General features: G+C 60.3%; 16 protein-coding genes, 1 tRNA gene and 1 pseudogene. 6 read left to right on the forward strand and 12 right to left on the reverse strand.

All coding sequences use genetic code 11. The features are described 5' to 3' along the window. Positions 1–26: 26 nt before the first annotated feature. From coaE to rpsA, 4 genes are all read right to left on the reverse strand, one after another. Entirely contained in the window at positions 27–863 is an 837-nt protein-coding gene (gene coaE / locus QMB98_RS00125) for a dephospho-CoA kinase (protein WP_371683592.1), read from the reverse strand. Continuing rightward, a complete protein-coding gene (locus QMB98_RS00130; protein WP_371683593.1) occupies positions 845–1381 on the reverse strand; it encodes a hypothetical protein in 537 nt (178 codons plus the stop codon). The genes coaE and QMB98_RS00130 overlap by 19 nt, the downstream gene beginning before the upstream one ends. Beyond that, positions 1378–2130 (reverse strand): siderophore-interacting protein, encoded by a 753-nt coding sequence (locus QMB98_RS00135; protein ID WP_371683595.1) that lies wholly within the window; start codon positions 2128–2130, stop codon positions 1378–1380. The genes QMB98_RS00130 and QMB98_RS00135 overlap by 4 nt, the downstream gene beginning before the upstream one ends. A 243-nt stretch (positions 2131–2373) precedes the next feature. Then, entirely contained in the window at positions 2374–3840 is a 1467-nt protein-coding gene (gene rpsA / locus QMB98_RS00140; RefSeq protein ID WP_371683596.1) for a 30S ribosomal protein S1, read from the reverse strand. Positions 3841–4077: 237 nt separating this feature from the next. On the opposite strand from rpsA, the gene QMB98_RS00145 reads away from it, so the two are divergent. After that, entirely contained in the window at positions 4078–4869 is a 792-nt protein-coding gene (locus QMB98_RS00145) for a class I SAM-dependent methyltransferase (RefSeq protein ID WP_371683597.1), read from the forward strand. A 245-nt stretch (positions 4870–5114) separates the two neighbouring features. On the opposite strand, the gene polA is transcribed toward QMB98_RS00145, so the two are convergent. Further along, entirely contained in the window at positions 5115–7811 is a 2697-nt protein-coding gene (polA, locus tag QMB98_RS00150; protein WP_371683599.1) for a DNA polymerase I, read from the reverse strand. A 56-nt stretch (positions 7812–7867) separates the two neighbouring features. Between polA and QMB98_RS00155 the strand changes: the two genes are divergently transcribed. Beyond that, positions 7868–8257, forward strand: a complete 390-nt coding sequence (locus QMB98_RS00155) for a PaaI family thioesterase (RefSeq protein ID WP_371683600.1) — start codon at positions 7868–7870, stop codon at positions 8255–8257. Positions 8258–8498: 241 nt separating this feature from the next. On the opposite strand, the gene QMB98_RS00160 is transcribed toward QMB98_RS00155, so the two are convergent. After that, a complete protein-coding gene (locus QMB98_RS00160; RefSeq protein ID WP_371683601.1) occupies positions 8499–9143 on the reverse strand; it encodes an ANTAR domain-containing response regulator in 645 nt (214 codons plus the stop codon). 519 nt (positions 9144–9662) lie between these two features. Between QMB98_RS00160 and QMB98_RS00165 the strand changes: the two genes are divergently transcribed. After that, on the forward strand, positions 9663–10106 hold the full coding sequence (locus QMB98_RS00165) for a hypothetical protein (protein WP_371683602.1): 444 nt from the start codon (positions 9663–9665) through the stop codon (positions 10104–10106). Between the two features lie 320 nt (positions 10107–10426). On the opposite strand, the gene QMB98_RS00170 is transcribed toward QMB98_RS00165, so the two are convergent. Both QMB98_RS00170 and QMB98_RS00175 read right to left on the reverse strand, forming a co-directional pair. Then, the gene (locus QMB98_RS00170; RefSeq protein ID WP_371683618.1) at positions 10427–11182 is read right to left on the reverse strand and encodes a LysR substrate-binding domain-containing protein; all 756 of its coding nucleotides are present in this window, start codon (positions 11180–11182) and stop codon (positions 10427–10429) included. Positions 11183–11221: 39 nt separating this feature from the next. Continuing rightward, positions 11222–11308: pseudogene (locus QMB98_RS00175) on the reverse strand (LysR family transcriptional regulator); the annotation flags it as partial. Positions 11309–11454: 146 nt separating this feature from the next. Between QMB98_RS00175 and QMB98_RS00180 the strand changes: the two are divergent. From QMB98_RS00180 to QMB98_RS00190, 3 genes are read left to right on the forward strand one after another with little or no spacing between them, the layout of a single operon-like run. Continuing rightward, on the forward strand, positions 11455–11622 hold the full coding sequence (locus QMB98_RS00180) for a hypothetical protein (RefSeq protein ID WP_371683603.1): 168 nt from the start codon (positions 11455–11457) through the stop codon (positions 11620–11622). A 54-nt stretch (positions 11623–11676) separates the two neighbouring features. Further along, positions 11677–12813, forward strand: coding sequence for an MFS transporter (locus QMB98_RS00185; protein WP_371683604.1), 1137 nt, complete (start codon positions 11677–11679; stop codon positions 12811–12813). A 54-nt stretch (positions 12814–12867) separates the two neighbouring features. Next, the gene (locus QMB98_RS00190) at positions 12868–13785 is read left to right on the forward strand and encodes a carbon-nitrogen hydrolase family protein (protein WP_371683605.1); all 918 of its coding nucleotides are present in this window, start codon (positions 12868–12870) and stop codon (positions 13783–13785) included. Between the two features lie 256 nt (positions 13786–14041). Here QMB98_RS00190 and QMB98_RS00195 read toward each other — a convergent pair. The 4 genes from QMB98_RS00195 to QMB98_RS00210 form a co-directional block, all read right to left on the reverse strand. Continuing rightward, positions 14042–14123, reverse strand: a tRNA-Leu gene (locus QMB98_RS00195). 52 nt (positions 14124–14175) lie between these two features. Continuing rightward, a complete protein-coding gene (gene pyk, locus QMB98_RS00200; protein ID WP_371683606.1) occupies positions 14176–15603 on the reverse strand; it encodes a pyruvate kinase in 1428 nt (475 codons plus the stop codon). A gap of 227 nt (positions 15604–15830) precedes the next feature. Next, a complete protein-coding gene (gene lgt / locus QMB98_RS00205) occupies positions 15831–16949 on the reverse strand; it encodes a prolipoprotein diacylglyceryl transferase (RefSeq protein ID WP_371683607.1) in 1119 nt (372 codons plus the stop codon). A gap of 45 nt (positions 16950–16994) precedes the next feature. Then, the coding region (locus QMB98_RS00210; RefSeq protein WP_371683608.1) for a tryptophan synthase subunit alpha at positions 16995–17180 on the reverse strand (186 nt) is incomplete at its 5' end.

The raw sequence follows: 17180 nt of genomic DNA on the forward strand, positions 1-17180 counted from the left end.
GGCTAGTGCGTGCCGGTGGCAGACACCTAGTGAGTTTCCTCCAGGCGGACTCGCACGAGGGCATCAGCGTCGGGACGGACCCACCACTCCCCATTCGGTACGCAGCAGACGTGCCGCAGAACCATCTCGCTCGTGTCTGCAGGAACGATGAGATCCATGCCGTCCTGCCGTGCGGGCGTGCCCGTGTGCGCGAGCTTGCCCTTGAGGCGTTCCGCGTTCATGAGGCTCCGGTTGCGTGCCTCGGGAATCGTTCCCGTCACCACGTTGTTTTCAAACGTACGGATGCGCTCAATGAGGTGATCAACCTGGTGGTAGAGCCAGTCCAGGTCCCGGTTGTTGTCGATGACGACGTCGGCGAACTGGACGCGCTCCTCATCGGTCAGCTGGGTGTTAATGCGGGCACGTGCCTGCTCCTTCGTCATGCCCCGGTCACGCACAAGGCGTTCGATCTTGATGTCGTCGGGGGTGGTGATGAGAACGAGGAATTGGGGAACGTAGCCGCGGCCCGTCTCAATGAGGAGAGGCGAGTCCTCCACGACGAGTGCGCGAGGATCCGCCTCCACGTACGTCCGTAGGTCGTGTGCCATCTGGTTGCGCACGAGCGGATGAACGATGGCGTTCAACTGCTCGAGCTTGGCGGGATCGTTGAACACGATGTCGGCGAGCTTGGCTCGATCAAGAATCCCATCGGTCACGACACCTGGGAAGGTCTCGTCGACGGCAGGAATGGCGGCGCCGCCGGGTGCGGTCTGCGCGCGCGAGATCTCATCGGCGTCGAGGATCTTCATGCCGGCCTCGGCCAGTCGCTGCGAGACGAGGGACTTACCGGAGCCGATGCCACCCGTTAGGCCGATAAACAACATTCGATGATCCTTTCGACAAGGTCTACTCCGTTTTCCTCGCTGAGGTACTCAGTGGGAGGAATGTGGAGAAAACAGGCATTCCGACGATGACGATACAGGGAGTAGGCAAGGGTGTTGCATACGTAGGTCCCAGCGTTGAGGGAGATTTCTATGCCAGTGCGATCCGAGACCCTGCCCAGGTCCCAACCGGTTTCGACAAAGTCGGGACCGTCCGCTTCCACGACCTGTCCCCCGGGCACAAATCCGGTGACGTCGGGTGTCCTGGTCTCTTGCCAATTCACGCCGAGCTTTTCAAGCCTGGGAACTGTTCTGCCTCCGGCCACACCGATGGCGAGCACGAGGTCAGCGTCCCGCACGAGGTCGGGCACGGACTGGCCGATGTCAAACCTGACGGGAAGGATCTCAACCCGAGCTCCCAGGCGTGCTCCCGCTGCACGCGCAAGGGACTCCGCGGGATTGTGCTGGCTAGCCACAGACCCCTCGGGACCGAACGGTCCGAAGCCTGTCACAAGGATCATGAGGCGTTGTCCTCCGGGTCGATGGGTTCGTGGTGGTCGCGATCAGCCACTCCCCTCTTCCAGTAGCCATCGATCTTGTAGGAGGTGGACTCGAAACCGGATTCACCCTTCAGCCAGCGGCGGATTGGGATCAGGGTCGTGGCCTCGCCGGCGGCCCACACATAAGCCCTATCAGCCAGCACCACCGACCTCACAGCATCTTCGAGATCGGTTCCGTCTGGTCCGAACGGAACGTTGATGACCTCAACGGTCTCCATGTCAGCGACATCATCAAAGTACTCAGTACCCTCACCGTGCAGGATGATGGTGGTTGGCAGGGATGTTGGTCTGGCATTCAGCCACCTGCGCATCGGAGGGAACGCCGAGGCATCACCGACAAGAACGAGCTGCTCTGCACCAACGGGAAACTCGAGGCTGGAACGAGGGCCGCCCAAGCGGACGGATTGGCCGATGGGGAGGGTCTCTGCCCAGGAACCGATGAGGCTGTCACCGTGGACAACGATGTCGAAGGCGATCTTGCCTTCACCGACGTGAAGAGGCGTGTAGTGGCGTCCCTCGAACTCACCACCGCGCTCAATCATGAGCTTGCAGTGGTCGGTAGGTCCGGTCGATTCAAAGTCGTGAAGATCATCGCCGTCAACAGTTACCCTGACGAACCCGCCGGGAATAACCTTCGCATCGGTCACTGAAAGGTTCCGTAGCTTCAGTTCCCTCGGAACCTTCACTCGCATCGGTTTCTGCTGCGTCATTGGGCTCACTCTCTTCTTGTTCCTTGCCCAGTCTATGTCACCTGGGGATCAAAGCCGTCTTTGGCCACCACAGGGCGGAACTCGAAAGTACCCAACACGACATCACGCGTCTCAAGGCCCTGCCTTTGATCCACACACATGATCCACACGAGGCCAGTGGCGCTTCCTGCACAAGGTCATGGATATGCGGAAAGGGGACCGCTATGGCGGTCCCCTTCCTATAGATCAGTCTCTCGACGTGGCTCAGTGGCCGGTCAGCTTCTCACGGAGGGCTGCAAGAGCCTCATCCGAAGCGAGGGTACCGGTCGACTCGGTGCCGGAGGAGTAGCTGGCCGGAGACTGCTCGCGTGCCGGAGCTTCCTCGGCAACCTCTTCCTCTACCTCAGCCTGGTGAGCAACCTGCTCCTTGTGAGCAACCCACAGTGCGTAGGCCGCGTTGTACTCGGCCTCCCACTGCTCGCGCTGTGCCTCGTAGCCCTCAAGCCACTCGCCCGACTCGGGATCGTAGCCTTCGGGGTACTTGTAGTTGCCTTCCTCGTCGTACTCGGAAGCCATGCCGTAGAGCGATGCGTCGAAGTCCTCCGAAGCGGGATCGACGCCCTCGTTGGCCTGCTTGAGGGAGAGGGAGATGCGGCGGCGCTCGAGATCAATGTCGATGACCTTGACGAACAGTTCGTCGCCAACCTTGGCAATCTGCTCGGGCTGCTCGATGTGACGCTGAGCGAGCTCGGAGATGTGCACGAGGCCCTCGATGCCGTCCTCGACGCGAACGAACGCACCGAAGGGAACGAGCTTGGTGACCTTGCCCGGAACAACCTGGCCAATGGCGTGGGTGCGGGCGAAGACCTGCCACGGATCTTCCTGGGTTGCCTTGAGGGACAGCGAAACACGCTCGCGGTCCATGTCAACCTCGAGAACCTCGACGGTGACGGGCGTGCCAACCTCGACGACCTCGTTCGGGTGGTCGATGTGCTTCCAGGAAAGCTCGGAAACGTGGACGAGGCCGTCGACGCCACCGAGATCCACGAAGGCACCGAAGTTCACGATGGAGGAGACTACGCCCTCGCGAATCTGGCCCTTCTGGAGGGTGTGGAGGAAGTGGCTGCGGGTCTCGGACTGGTTCTGCTCGAGGAATGCACGGCGGGACAGAACAACGTTGTTACGGTTTTTGTCGAGCTCGATGATCTTCGCGTCGATGTCGCGGCCAATGTAGGGCTGGAGGTCGCGAACGCGACGCATCTCAACCAGGGAGGCGGGGAGGAAGCCACGGAGACCGATGTCAACGATGAGACCGCCCTTGACGACCTCGATGACGTTGCCGGAAACAACTCCGTCAGTGTTCTTGATTTCCTCGATCTTGGCCCATGCACGCTCCTGCTGTGCGCGGCGCTTCGAGAGGAGAAGACGGCCTTCCTTGTCTTCCTTCTGGAGGACGTAAGCCTCGATGCGATCGCCTACGGCAACAACCTCATCGGGGTCGATGTCGTGCTTGATCGAAAGTTCCTTCGAGGGGATAACACCCTCAGTCTTGTATCCAATGTCGAGAAGGACCTCGTCGTGGTCCACCTTGACAATGGTGCCCTCGACGATGTCCCCATCATTGAAGTACTTGATGGTCTCATCGACAGCGGCCAGGAGTTCTTCCTTGGAACCGATGTCATTGATGGCGACCTGGGGAGTGGTCGGCTGCTCGGGCGTGGTAGTTGTCATTGAGTTGTAGTCTCCGATGGGACAGTAATAGTTTGGACAGATTGATTGGAATACCCCGAAGGACATCCAAGAGTCAACAATAACGCGATGTTTGCCGATATGCCAGATAATGCCGCGTCCAAACTGGAAAGTTGTGACACGTTTTACCCTAGGCAAACTACTCGTCACCATTCGTTAACGTGGTTTGATCGGCAACGAGCGGAACTGACCGGCACTCCCCCATGGCAAACTGTCAGTATGGAACCCAGCTACGAGCCGTCCAACAACGTACCAGCTCCCCAAAAAATCGCCATGACCTGGTGGGATGATCAGGCAGAGGAGTACCTAGCAGAGCACCCCTCGCTCGGTGAGGTCAAGTTCCAGTGGGGACCGGAAGGCTGGACTGAAGAAGACCTGCACCTTCTCCCACACAAACCTGGACGTATTCTTGAAGTAGGTGCAGGTGCGGCTCAGTGCTCCCGTTGGCTTGCCTCCAAGGGGCACGAGGTTGTCGCCACCGACATCTCACCCGGCATGCTCGCAGTAGCACGGGCACTCAACGCGAAGCACGATCTCGACTTCCCGCTCATCGCCGCCGGCATTGAAGCCCTCCCCTTCAACAACGACTCGTTCGATACCGTTTTCACTTCCTTTGGTGCGCTCAGCTTCCTGCCTACCCTAACCCCTGCCTTCGATGAAGTGTTCCGTGTCCTGCGACCGGGAGGAACCTGGATCTACTCAGTCACTCATCCGTTCTCGTGGGTGTTCCCCGATTCCCCGCATCAAGACGATCTGACGGTCATTCGTCCCTACGGCAAGCGTGAGGCCTACGTGGAAACAACCGGCGGCACAACCGAGTACGCAGAGTTCCCCCACACCTTCTCCGATCACGTCAACGGCCTCGTGCAGTCCGGATTCGACGTGACTGACCTCTTCGAGCCGGACTGGCCGGCAGGCAAAACTGAGACTTGGGGCGCGTGGGGACCAGACCGTGGAGCCATGCTCCCCGGCACCCTCATCGTGACCGCCCAGAAACCCGCACGCTCGTAGCCCGAAGACCTTTTTCCTTCATCGGGGTGCTGGTGTGGGCACAAGCCTTCTCGCTCCTAGCCCGTGGCCGCTGCCGCAATGAACGGCCTCTGCCGTAGCCCACGGGATCTCGTGGTGCGCAGGTCTCCTGAACCGTGCGGAATACGAGACTCCATATGCTTGTTGCCTCTCACCTTTTGGGAGAGGCAACAAGGATCGAATGCTGAACTAGCACCCGCTGCTCGCTATTGGCTACTCGAAGGTTGTCAGTGGGCGGCCGCCCTCCAGTTGGCTCCCACACCGACACCGACGGAGAGCGGAACAGACAGCGGGACGGCGGAACCCATCTTGTCTTCCACGAGAGCGCGGATCGCTTCCTCTTCACCGGGGGCAATCTCAAGCACGAGTTCGTCGTGAACCTGAAGGAGAAGCCGCGAGGTGTACTGACCTTCGCGAAGTCCCTCATCGACCCCGAGCATGGCGATCTTGATGATGTCTGCGGCTGAACCCTGGATGGGAGCGTTGAGGGCCATGCGTTCCGCGGCCTCTCGTCGCTGACGGTTGTCGGAGGTCAGGTCCGGCAGGTAGCGCCTGCGGCCAAGGATCGTGGACGTGTAGCCGTCCTTGCGTGCCTGCGCGACCACGGAATCGAGATAGTTGCGTACCGCTCCGAAGCGTTCAAAGTACTCGTCCATCAGCTGCTGGGCTTCCGAACGATCGATGCGGAGCTGACGGGACAGTCCGAAGGCGGACAGGCCGTAGGCGAGTCCGTAGCTCATCGCCTTGATCTTGTTTCGCTGAGTCGGCGTGACCTCCTCGGGTGGAATGCCGTAGACGTGGCCCGCCACGTAGGAGTGGAGATCCTCACCGTCGATGAAGGCTTGGATGAGGGCAGCATCGCCGGACTGGTGCGCCATGAGCCGCATCTCGATCTGGGAGTAGTCGACGGTCATGATCGATTCGAAGCCCTCACCCGGAACAAATGCCTCGCGGATCCGCTGGCCCTCTTCGGTGCGGGCGTGAATGTTCTGAAGGTTGGGTTCTGTCGAGGAGAGTCGACCTGTGGCCGCGACCGTCTGCTGGAAGTTCGAATGGATCCGGTGATCATCAAGCACTGACTTCGAGAGCCCCTCAACGGACTGCTTGAGCTTGATGGCATCGCGATGCTCGAGGAGTTGGCCGAGGAACTCGCGCCCCGCCACAGCCTGATCGTCCTCACGGTACGCAAGCTGGGTGTAGAGGTCGGTCAGCGCCTCAGCGTTGGTGGTGTAACCCGACTTGGTCTTGCGGGTGGGAGGAAGCCCAAGCTCGTCGAACAGCACGCCCTGGAGCTGCTTCGGGCTCGAAAGGTTCACTTCGTGACCGATTGCCTTGTACGCGGCCTCCGCCGCGTGATTCACCCGGGAATCGAAGTCCTTGAACAGGGAATCGAGCACATCCTTGTCGGCGCCGATGCCGAGGTGCTCCATCTTCGCGAGCACCGTCATGAGCGGCATCTCGATCGCCTGCAGGAGATCGGTTGCCCCCCGCTTCTCCACTTCTTTCGTCAGCACGCTCGAGAGCGGCAGGAGGGACCATGCGCGGCTCGCGGGTCCTTCCGCTGCGGATGCACCAAGTCCGAGCCCGAGATCCAGCTCCTCTTCTTCCAGGTCGGGCAGGCTGATTCCCACGTGACGCGCCACGAGGTCGGGAACGTCGTAGCTGCGCTGGTCTGGATGAAGGAGGTAGGCGGCAAGTTCCGTGTCGACACTGACCCCGGTCAGCTCTGTGTTGAAGGATCCCTTGAGAGCGTGCCACGCCCACTTCGCTCCGTGAATGATCTTCGGAGAATCCGACTCGATCCAGTCCACGAAGGCCTTCTCGTCATCCTCGGAGAGCTCAGGGCGGTACGCAACCAGTGCGGAGCCGTTCTCAACCGCGACAGCAAGTCGAGTGACATCCCCCCGGTAGGGTTCACCGTTGCCCTCGATGTAGACACCGATGGTGGCATCGGAGTTCTCCTTCAGCCACGTGGCTAGATCACCGGGGGCGGCATCCTTCGCATCGAGAGAATCGAGAAGGTTGCCGGCCTGTTCCGTGTCCCCATCGGCGAGCGGAAGCTCGGAGAGCACCCTCGTGCGCAGGGATGTGAAGTCGAGCGTGTCGAAGAGCTGGTGCACCGCTTCGCGGTCGACTCCGCGCGGCACGAGATCGTCGAAACCGACCTCGAGCGGCATGTCTCGAAGCAGGTGGTTGAGCTTGCGGTTGAGGCGAACCTGGTCGATGTTGTCGCGCAGGGACTGGCCGACCTTGCCGCCAATCTCATCGGCGTGCTCGATGATGCCTTCGAGATCGCCGTAGGTTTCGATCCACTTCTGGGCGGTCTTGCCTCCGACACCGGGAACGCCGGGAAGGTTATCGGCCTTCTCCCCCACCAGAGCCGCCATGTCCGGGTACTGTTCCGGCGTCACACCTGTCTTCTCCTTGACAACGTCTGGGGTCATAGTCAGCATCTGCGACCGCGGCATCGGGTAGAGCAGGGTTACGTGGTCGTTCACGAGCTGGTATGAGTCCTTGTCTCCCGAGGAGATCACGACATCCATGCCTTCGTCCACGCCTCGGGCCGCAAGAGTCGCCACGATGTCGTCCGCCTCGTACTGGTCCTTCGTGATCCAGGTGATGCCGAGAGCATCGAGAGCCTCCTGGATGAGTGGAATCTGGCCCTTGAACTCTTCCGGTGTCTCGGCGCGGCCGCCCTTGTACGGCGCGTACTCCTTTGTCCGGAACGTGCCTCCCGACAGGTCGAAAGCCACGGCGACGTGGGTGGGCTCAACGTCGGCGTAGAGCTTCAGCAGGGTGCTGATGAAGCCGTGGATTCCATTGGTGTACTGGCCCTGGTCGGTCCGAAAGCTGTCCTTGGGCAAGGCAAAGAAGCTACGAAAGGCAAGAGAGTGTCCGTCAAGAAGAAGTAGTCGTTGGTTCACAAGACAAGGGTACGTGTCGTCCCAGATAAATTCAGTACTCACATATAGTTGTGCGCATGAACCATCACGAACGCGGTGACGGACCCCTGGCCGAAAAGCTAGGAGTCGTCTACCAAACCATGACACAGGACCACGCAGAAGCCACCCTTCCCGTTGAGGGAAACACGCAACCCTACGGACTGCTCCACGGTGGCATGAACGGATTCCTGGTTGAGCATCTCGCCTCCGGCATTGCGATGCTCAACTGTCCCGAAGACCTCGCACCGGTCGGCACCGACCTTCACGTGTCCCACGTCAGCCCCGCAACCACCGACGTTGTGCGAGCAGTAGCGGATGTCGCATCAAGGTCCAAGGGCTCCATCTGGGTACGTGTCGAGATCTTCTCCGGCGATCGACTCACCGCCTTCGGTAGCCTGACCGCTCGTTTCGTGAAGCCGCGAATCTAGGCATCGCTACCCGACCCATACTTCTGCTCACAACAGACGTGGGTCAAGTGAAAAGGGGAATGCACGTAGGCACCTTTGCCTACGTGCATTCTGCTGTATTTAGTCACGAGCTACTCTCGTCCGATGTCGCGAACAACGCACGTCTAAAGCCTCGACACTTGCTCGCAGAGCCCGCCCTCTCAAACAACGTGCCAAGAGGATTTGATCCTCTTGGCACGTGGCTCTACATCTGTGATTTCGCTTAGCGACCGACCTGGTCGATGACGGCGTCGGCAACTTCCTTCATGGTGAGGCGACGGTCCATCGAGGTTTTCTGGATCCAGCGGAATGCCTCCGGTTCCGTCAGGCCCATCTTCGACATGAGAAGTCCCTTGGCGCGGTCGACCTGCTTGCGGGTCTCGAGCTGCTCGGTCAGGTTCGCCACCTCGGACTCGAGGGAGACAATTTCCTGGAAACGAGAGACAGCAATATCGACTGCGGGGATGAGGTCTGCCGGGGTGAAGGGCTTGACGACGTACGCCATGGCACCAGCATCACGCGCACGCTCAACGAGCTCGCTCTGAGAAAATGCGGTGAGCATGACGACTGCGCAGGTGCGGTTCGCGAGAATCTGCTCCGCTGCAGTGATCCCATCCATTCCCGGCATCTTCACGTCCATGACCACGACGTCAGGTTCGAGTTCCTTGGCCTTCGCGATTGCTTCCTCGCCGTCACCGGCTTCACCGACGACATCAATGCCTGCGTCGGTCAACGTCTCTACGATATCGAGACGGATGAGGGCCTCATCCTCAACAACGAGCGCCCTGTAATGGCGCTCTTCACCACGACCCGCATCATCAGCGTTGAACTCGAGGTCGTCGAGAGAACTATCTTGGTTATCTACCACCGTGGCCTCCTTTGGCGAAATACGGCGCTGGGCCATGAAACTGCCCATGGACATTATCGCCCTAAGATTATCCGTCCCGCTGAGTTTTCGTCATGCTCGTGTCCCCGCTTGCACAATTTTTCAAAGAAAAATCCAAGTCTCGCGTCCAAAACCGTTGCCCTGAAGCCAATCTTGCAGAGATTTTCATAAGTGTGAGAACCGTAACCGTGTCGGGAGTGAATGCTGAACACACGCAATTTCAACGAAAACCGATCCCACCTCCACGACAGCCAGACTCCACCGGCAAGCGCTAATGAAACGGCACGGTCGCTTCTAGCAGTCGCTGGAACAAGACATAAAACTATCAAATCCTCTCAAAATCCGACACGCCGGACCGAATCTGTCCACTCGATCTCCCGCTCGGGATCGAACACCCTGTGGCGAAGGGGCAACGTTAGATGAGAGCTCTCTCATCTTCATCTCCTTCACGTGTCATGTTGGGTGTGTTGACTGGTGCCAGCACAGAAGGAAGGAACGATCATGTCCCGCAAACTGTGGATCGCCACCGGAACCCTCGGTGTTCTAGGAATCGCGGCCGGAGCCGGCCTCGCGAACGCCGACGATGCCGACATTCCCGGCCCCACTGCCGTGAGCCACGACGTTGAGTCATCGTCCTCTGCGCCAGAAGCTTCCGAACCGAGTACGGTGACTCCCGTGACCGCTCAGTCGACAACAACGGCACCCAGCCCGTCAGCGACTCCGACGCCCGTGTCAGCGCCAACTCCTGCTCCGGCACCAACTCAAACGCAGGCACCCGCACCTGCCCCAGCACAGCCGCAGACCCAGGCACCCGCGCAGCGAGCCACGCCCGCTCCGGCGCCCGCACCTGCACCAGCACCAGCCCCAGTTCCCGCCAACTCACCGGCCAGCCCGATCTCCGCCGACTCGCCCGCTTCCCCACCCTCGGCAGATTCTGCTGACTAGTAGGCCCTGAGTCCAGGAACGCGCGAGCCTTCCACATACGAGCCCGTCCCGGCCCATCCCGGGGCGGGTTCTTTTGTGTCAGAAGTGAGGCGCGTTCGACATGTTGACCTGCAAGAGACATCCTCGAAAGAACGCTCGAACTTGCTTACTTCCTGACTCGAGTATTCAACCAGGGCGACAGGCTAAAGGCGCCCCTTTGAGTTCAGAAATGAGCGCATTGAAACCAGACGCAGAGAACGGCACCAGGTCAGGCAAGGTCAAGCGAGGCCACACGTCCAACCTTTAATCCAAGGGCACCGCCTCAGTTCTGGGCAGATGCCTCAGTCGAAGGATGCTTGATCCGGTAACAGGTCTGTCGAAAGGCTGGCGATGGTGTCGCGCAGCCACTGGTGGGCAGGGTCGTCCTCCGCCGTTACTCGCCACACGGTCGACACGGCGAAGGTTGGGACTGTGAGAGGTGCGGGACTAACGACGAGGTCTTCGGCAACCGCAACGTAAGCATGAGCGGCAAAGTCCGGGATTGTCGCGATCACTGGGGCACGGTGGAGAACGGGAAGGATGCCGGCGAAGTGACTGAGCGATAGTGGGACGGAGCGGGTGAGGCCCTCGGCCTCGAGAAGATCGTCGATAAAGCCGCGCTGCGTTGAGAACGAGACCCTGATGTGCCCGACGGACAGGTATTCCTGTTTCGTCAATCCCTCAGGGAAGTCGAACTGCTTGCGCGAGTAGATGCAGAGGTAGCTGCCGGACATGATCTGACGGTGCCTGAACTCCCCCGGCAGGTGGGTTGGCATGGGGCCGACCGCCAAGTCCATGGCCGGATCCTCGAGGCGGTTGTGCCAGATCGCGGCATTCGACTGATGGAAAGAAAACTTCACCCGCCATCCCGAACTCACCGATTCCTGGATGAGTCTCGGAGCGATAATTGACTCAATGTCATCGGACATTGCGAGGTGGAAGGTTCGTTCCGATTCCCTGGGATCAAAGTCGGGGCCGCGATCGAGCAGGGTATCGAGCCTGCCGAGTGCCTGTGAGATCGGTCCGGCTAGTTCCTGCGCCTTCCTGGTGGGCACCATTTCCCCGTGATTCCGCACAAAAAGTGGATCGTCGAAGAGGGACCGAAGGCGCCGCAGGGCGGCACTGACCGCACCCTGCGTGAGGTGCAACGTGACGGCCGCTCGGGTCACGTGGCGTTCCTGCATAAGGACATGGAAGACGACGAGCAGGTTGAGGTCGATACGTCTTAAATTAACGATATTAATGATCTCCACAATAACAATTAGTTAGACATATGCAAAGAGCAGGTGGATTCTTAAGGCAATAAATTCCTTGTGCCTCAGGAGCCACAATGTCGACTAACAGTTCGACGCACGAGAATGCGTCAACACAATCCCCCGCACCGCCCACGCCTCGGTCCTCCGGCATCGTCGCCGCCTCGACCGATATTCGTAAGCGCCAGGTCGCGATCGGCGTTGGCAACTTTATGGAGTGGTTCGACTTCGCTGTCTACGGCTAGTTCGCCGCCATCATCGGCGCCCAGTTCTTCCCCTCCGGCGATTCTGTCGCCGAGATGCTGTCCGCTCTCGCGGTCTTTGCCGTGGGCTTCGTCGCCCGCCCCTTCGGTGCACTGATCCTCGGTCCTATCGGTGACAAGTACGGCCGCAAGCTCGTTCTCGTCATCACGGTCATGGGCATGGGCCTCACCACCACCGCCATCGGCCTCATCCCGAACTACGACACCATCGGTGTTGCTGCCCCGGTTCTCATCGTGATCCTGCGCTGCCTGCAGGGCATCATGGTGGGCGGCGAGTGGTCCGGTGCCGCAACGTACCTGGGTGAGAGCGCACCGAGCAACCGCCGCGCCGAGTACGCCTCCCTCATCACCGTGACCGCGGGAGCCGCGTTCCTCACGGGCACCCTGCTCGCGTACTTCCTCAACTTGTGGATGGACGCCGAATCGCTCGAGTTGTGGGGTTGGCGCATCCCGTTCGTTCTATCGTTCGTCATGGCAATCCTTGCTCTTTTTATCCGCCGCAACCTCGAGGACACCCCGGTCTACGAGGAGCTCCAGCAGCGCAGGGCCGAGAACCCGGACATGAAGGTCGCGACCCGCAAGGAGAAGCTTTCCGCGTTTGGTCTCGCCCTCGCCTTCTGCTCCGTGTTCGGTGTCAGCCTCTACTACTTCGTGACGTACGCAAACAACCACCTGGCCACCATTGTGGGCATGGACAGGCCGCCCGCTCTGCTCGCCTGCTCGATCGGGATCATTGTTTACGTCCTGGCCCAGCCCGTTGTTGGTCGCTGGTCCGATCGTCACGGTCGCAGGCCGGTCCTTCTCGGTGGCACTCTGTACCTTGCGGTCTTTGCAATCCCGATCTTCTTGCTCCTCAACACGGGTGAGTTCTGGCCCGTTCTACTCGGCCTCATCATCCTTGCTCTGGGTGTGGCTCCCGTGGCTGTCATGAACGTCGCGCTACTTGTCGAGGTGTTCCCGGCCTCCGTGCGAAGCACCGGTGCAGCCCTTGGTTACAACGTTGCCTACGCCGTACTCGCCGGCCCCGGCCCGCTCATCGCAGGGTGGCTCATCCAGGTCACCGACTCCCAAGTGTCCCCCGCCTACTACCTTCTCGCGGTCTGCGCGATCGCATTCCTCGTCCTTGTCCGATACCTTCCCGAGACTCGGGGCAAGGACATCACCGAAGGATAGGGTTGTGCCCCGGCATAGACCCCGTCCTTTCTACTCAACACATAGGAGAAACTCATGACCACAGTTGCAGTCGTCCAAGCCACCCCGGTGCTGGGCAACACCCCCGCAACTCTCGACAAGGTCGCATCCCTCATCCGTGAGACCGGAGCCCGCGGAGCAAAGCTCGCCGTGTTCCCCGAGGCCTTTGTCGGTGGCTATCCCAAGGGCTCCACCTTTGGTGCAGTCGTCGGTACTCGCAGCGAGGAAGGTCGTGACGAGTACGCGGAGTACATGGCGGGCGCCGTCCGTATCGATGGCCCCGATCTTGATCCGGTCATCGAGGCCGCCGAGGATGCTGATGTATTCGTCGTCCTCGGCATCATCGAACGCCTCGGCAACACCCTCTACTGCACGGCAGTCATGATCACCGGCGAGGGTGTGGTTGGCAAGCACCGCAAGCTCATGCCCACAGCCAGCGAACGCCTCATCTGGGGCTACGGGGATGGCTCCACCCTCGACGTTGTCGACTCCCCCGCAGGCAGGGTCGCCGCCGCCATCTGCTGGGAGAACTACATGCCGCTCTTCAGGGCCGCCATGTACTCCCAGGGCGTCGAGGTCTACTGCGCACCGACCGTGGATGATCGCGATGCGTGGCAGTCCACCATGCAGCACGTCTCGCTCGAGGGGCGCACCTTCGTCCTCGCTGCCTGCCAGTTCGTCCCGGTGGATGCGTACCCTGAGGGCACGACCTTCCCGAACAATATCGGCGAGAACGGTTATGTCATCCGTGGCGGCTCCGTCATCTTCGATCCACTAGGCAACACCCTCGCCGGCCCTGTCTACGGCGAAGAGACCATCCTCTACGCCGACATCGACCTCGTCGCCAAGGACCGCGCACACTTCGATTTTGACGCAACAGGGCACTACGGTCGTCCCGACGTATTCCAGTTGCACGTAGACACGACTCCCAAGAACTCCGTCACCTTCGACTGATCCGTCACTGATCCCTTGTGCCACGAGCGCGTCCTGCACGACCTTGCTGGTACATGGGGTCATGAGAGCAGCTATCACGTAGCCAAGTGGCACGCGTAGTCAGGAGTGGCTGGTGGCGGCTGAGCAGCCATGATGTGCTGGAAGCATGAGTGTGGGCCCCGAGCTATCGGGGCCCACACTCAGCTAATTTCCTTCTATTTTTCTTCTCTTCATGTTCGGTGCGCGGTCATATGAAACGCGGCCGATCATTCATTTGTACTCCGGGCGGGACTTGAACCCGCATGCCTTTCGGCGCCGCATTTTGAGTGCGGTGTGTCTGCCAATTCCACCACCGGAGCGGGCGGCCCAGGAATCTGAGCCGTGAAGAGTTTACCTCAAAGGCTGGCTCTTCTACTTCGCGATCTTCAGGGTCTCACCGATCTTGTGGACGCGAATCGAGTTAGTGGAACCAACGGTGCCGGGAGGCATGCCGGAGATGATGACGACTCGCTCGTCTTCCTCTACCAGGTTGCGTTCACGCAGGATCCGATCGACCTGCTCGACCATCTGGTCCGTGTCTTCGATCTCGGGAACGATGATGGCCTCAACGCCCCAGGACAGTGCAAGGGTGTTGCGGGTCTCGTCGAACGGGGTGAAGACCAGGTGCGGGATCGGGGAACGCAGTCGCGACATGCGGCGGGCGGTCAGGCCGGAGGTCGTGAAGGTCACGACGTAGCGGCACTCGAGAGCCTCAGCAATGTCGAGAGCTGCGCGGGTGAGAACACCGTTGCGGGTCTTGTTGGGCTCCTGAAGGGGAGCAATGCTCTCCATGCCGTGGATCTCGGTGTAGGAGATGATGTCGCCCATGACCTGGACGCACTCGATGGGGTACTGGCCGACCGAGGTCTCGCCGGAGAGCATGACGGCGTCGGCACCATCGAGGATGGCGTTGGCGCAGTCGGAAGCCTCGGCGCGGGTCGGGCGGGGGTTGGTGATCATCGACTCGAGAACCTGGGTTGCGACGATCACCGGCTTGGACTTGCGGCGAGCAAGGTCGATGCAACGCTTCTGAACGGTCGGAACCTGCTCGAGGGGAAGCTCAACACCGAGGTCGCCACGAGCAACCATGAGACCATCGAACTCGTTGACAATGCCCTCGAGGTTCTCAACGGCCTGAGGCTTCTCGATCTTGGCAACAACGGGAATGCGACGACCGACGCGGTCCATGACCTCGTGGACGTCCTTGATGTCATCCGCGGAGCGGACGAAGGAGAGTGCAATGAGATCGGCACCGAGATTCAGAGCCCACTCGAGGTCGATCTTGTCTTTCTCGGACAGTGCGGGAACGGACACGGCAACGCCGGGCAGGTTTACGCCCTTGTGGTTGGAGACGGGGCCACCGACCACAACTTCGGTGATCACGCGGGGGCCAACAACATCCTTGACCTTGATCTGGATGTTGCCGTCGTCAATCAGGATGTCATCGCCGGGCTTGCAGTCGCCGGGGAGACCCTTGAAGGTGGTGGAGACAATGTCCTTGTCACCGAGAATGTCCTCGGTAGTGATGGTGAACTCGGCACCCTTACGGAGGATGACGGAGCCGTCAGCAAAATTGCCAAGACGGATCTTGGGACCCTGAAGGTCAACGAGGATGGCTACGGCCTTGCCGGTTGCTTCAGCAGCAGCTCGGACATTGCGGTACGTCTCTTCGTGATCCGCGTGGGTTCCGTGAGAGGCATTAATACGTGCCACGTTCATGCCGGCTTCAACCAGCTCACGGGTCTTTTCTTTACTCGAGGTCGCAGGACCAATGGTGCAGACAATTTTGGCTCTTCGCATGGTCCCAACATTACCCAACTAAAGTCCTAAGAACGCAGTTCCACACAATAATTCGCACCACATTCGTGACGCTGATTGGGATGTAGGGCCCGTTTTGGCGCAGTTTCAACCGATTTACACCAATGTGCGTGGTAAGAGGCAGGGCCCGGGAAGCGGTGTTGTGCTTCCCGGGCCCGGTGCAAACTCAGGCTAGCCGGACAGTGCGCGTGTCGCGGTTAGCTGTCCTGCTACTTCGTGTCGGACTCGTCCGTCGCTTCCGCTGCGTCCTCAGCTTCCGCTGCCTGCTGAGTTGCTGCATCGGCTTCCTCAGCTTCCGTGGACGTGACCGCTTTAGCCGAGGAGGTTGATTCTCCCTCGGAATCATCTTCCGGAACCGATTCCGCACCCGAGGGGTCGTCGGCAACCGCGGTCGCGGTCGACGCTGCGGCCCTCTTAGCCGGTGCCCCGTCGACCTCCTTGCCGTCGGGTGTGGCAGTCTCGGACTTCGTCTTATCCTTCAACGAAGCTGACTTTGAGGTGGCCAACTCGTCCCTGTTCTCGAAGTCCTCCGGTCCGTGACCCTCAAGGTAGATTTCGTCCTCGTAGCCCTCGGAACGAACCACCTTCGTGCGCCACAGGAAGAGTGCGGTCGCGACAAGGAACATGAAGAGGGAGGTCCACACGTTGAGGCGGAGGCCGAAGAAGACCTGTGCCTCGTCGATGCGGAGGTTCTCAATCCACGTGCGTCCCGCCGTGTAGATCATGACGTACATCCAGAACGACTGCCCGCCACGGAACTTGAACTTCCGTTCGAGAGCAACGAGAACGACGGCGCCGATGAGGCACCAGATCAGTTCGTACAGGAACGTCGGGTGGAACAGCGTTCCCTCATGGTAGCCGCCCACGATGTTCTGACGGTCGATCTCGAGACCCCACGGGAGGTCGGTTGGCCTGCCGTACAGCTCCTGGTTGAAGTAGTTGCCGAGGCGGCCAATGGCCTGGGCGATGAGCAAGCCGGGGGCGAGAGCGTCCGCGAAGGGCGCCATCCGCAACCCACGCCGCTTGAGCCCAATGTAGGCGCCGACGGCACCGAGTGCGACCGCACCCCAGATGCCGAGGCCGCCCTCCCAGACCCTGATGATCTTCGACAGATCACCGTTCTCACCAAAGTAGGGATCTGGAGTGGTGATGACGTGGTAGAGGCGGGCACCGACGATGCCGAAGATCACCATCCACACCGCAACGTCGAGGCTAACGTCGGCCGGTCCGCCCTTGGCGCGGTATCGGCGTTCAAGGATCCACCAGGCGACCACGATGCCAATGAGGATGGCGATTGCGTAGGCACGAAGCGGAAGCGGACCAATCATCCACACACCTTCGGGCGGGGATGGGATCGACAGGGGCATCATATATTAACTTTCGCGGTGGGAACCGTGGGCAATGTCTGTCGCCAGTTCGCGCAGCTCCTTAAGGCTCGGATCGTTCTTCAGAGCGTGAATGAGAGCGGAACCAACAATGACTCCGTCAGCATACTCGGCAATCGCAGCGGCCTGCTTGCCATCCGACACGCCAAGGCCAACGCACACGCGTTCCGCGCC

The sequence above is a fragment of the Flaviflexus sp. genome, from assembly GCF_041440645.1.
Classification (GTDB): Bacteria; Actinomycetota; Actinomycetes; order Actinomycetales; family Actinomycetaceae; genus Flaviflexus.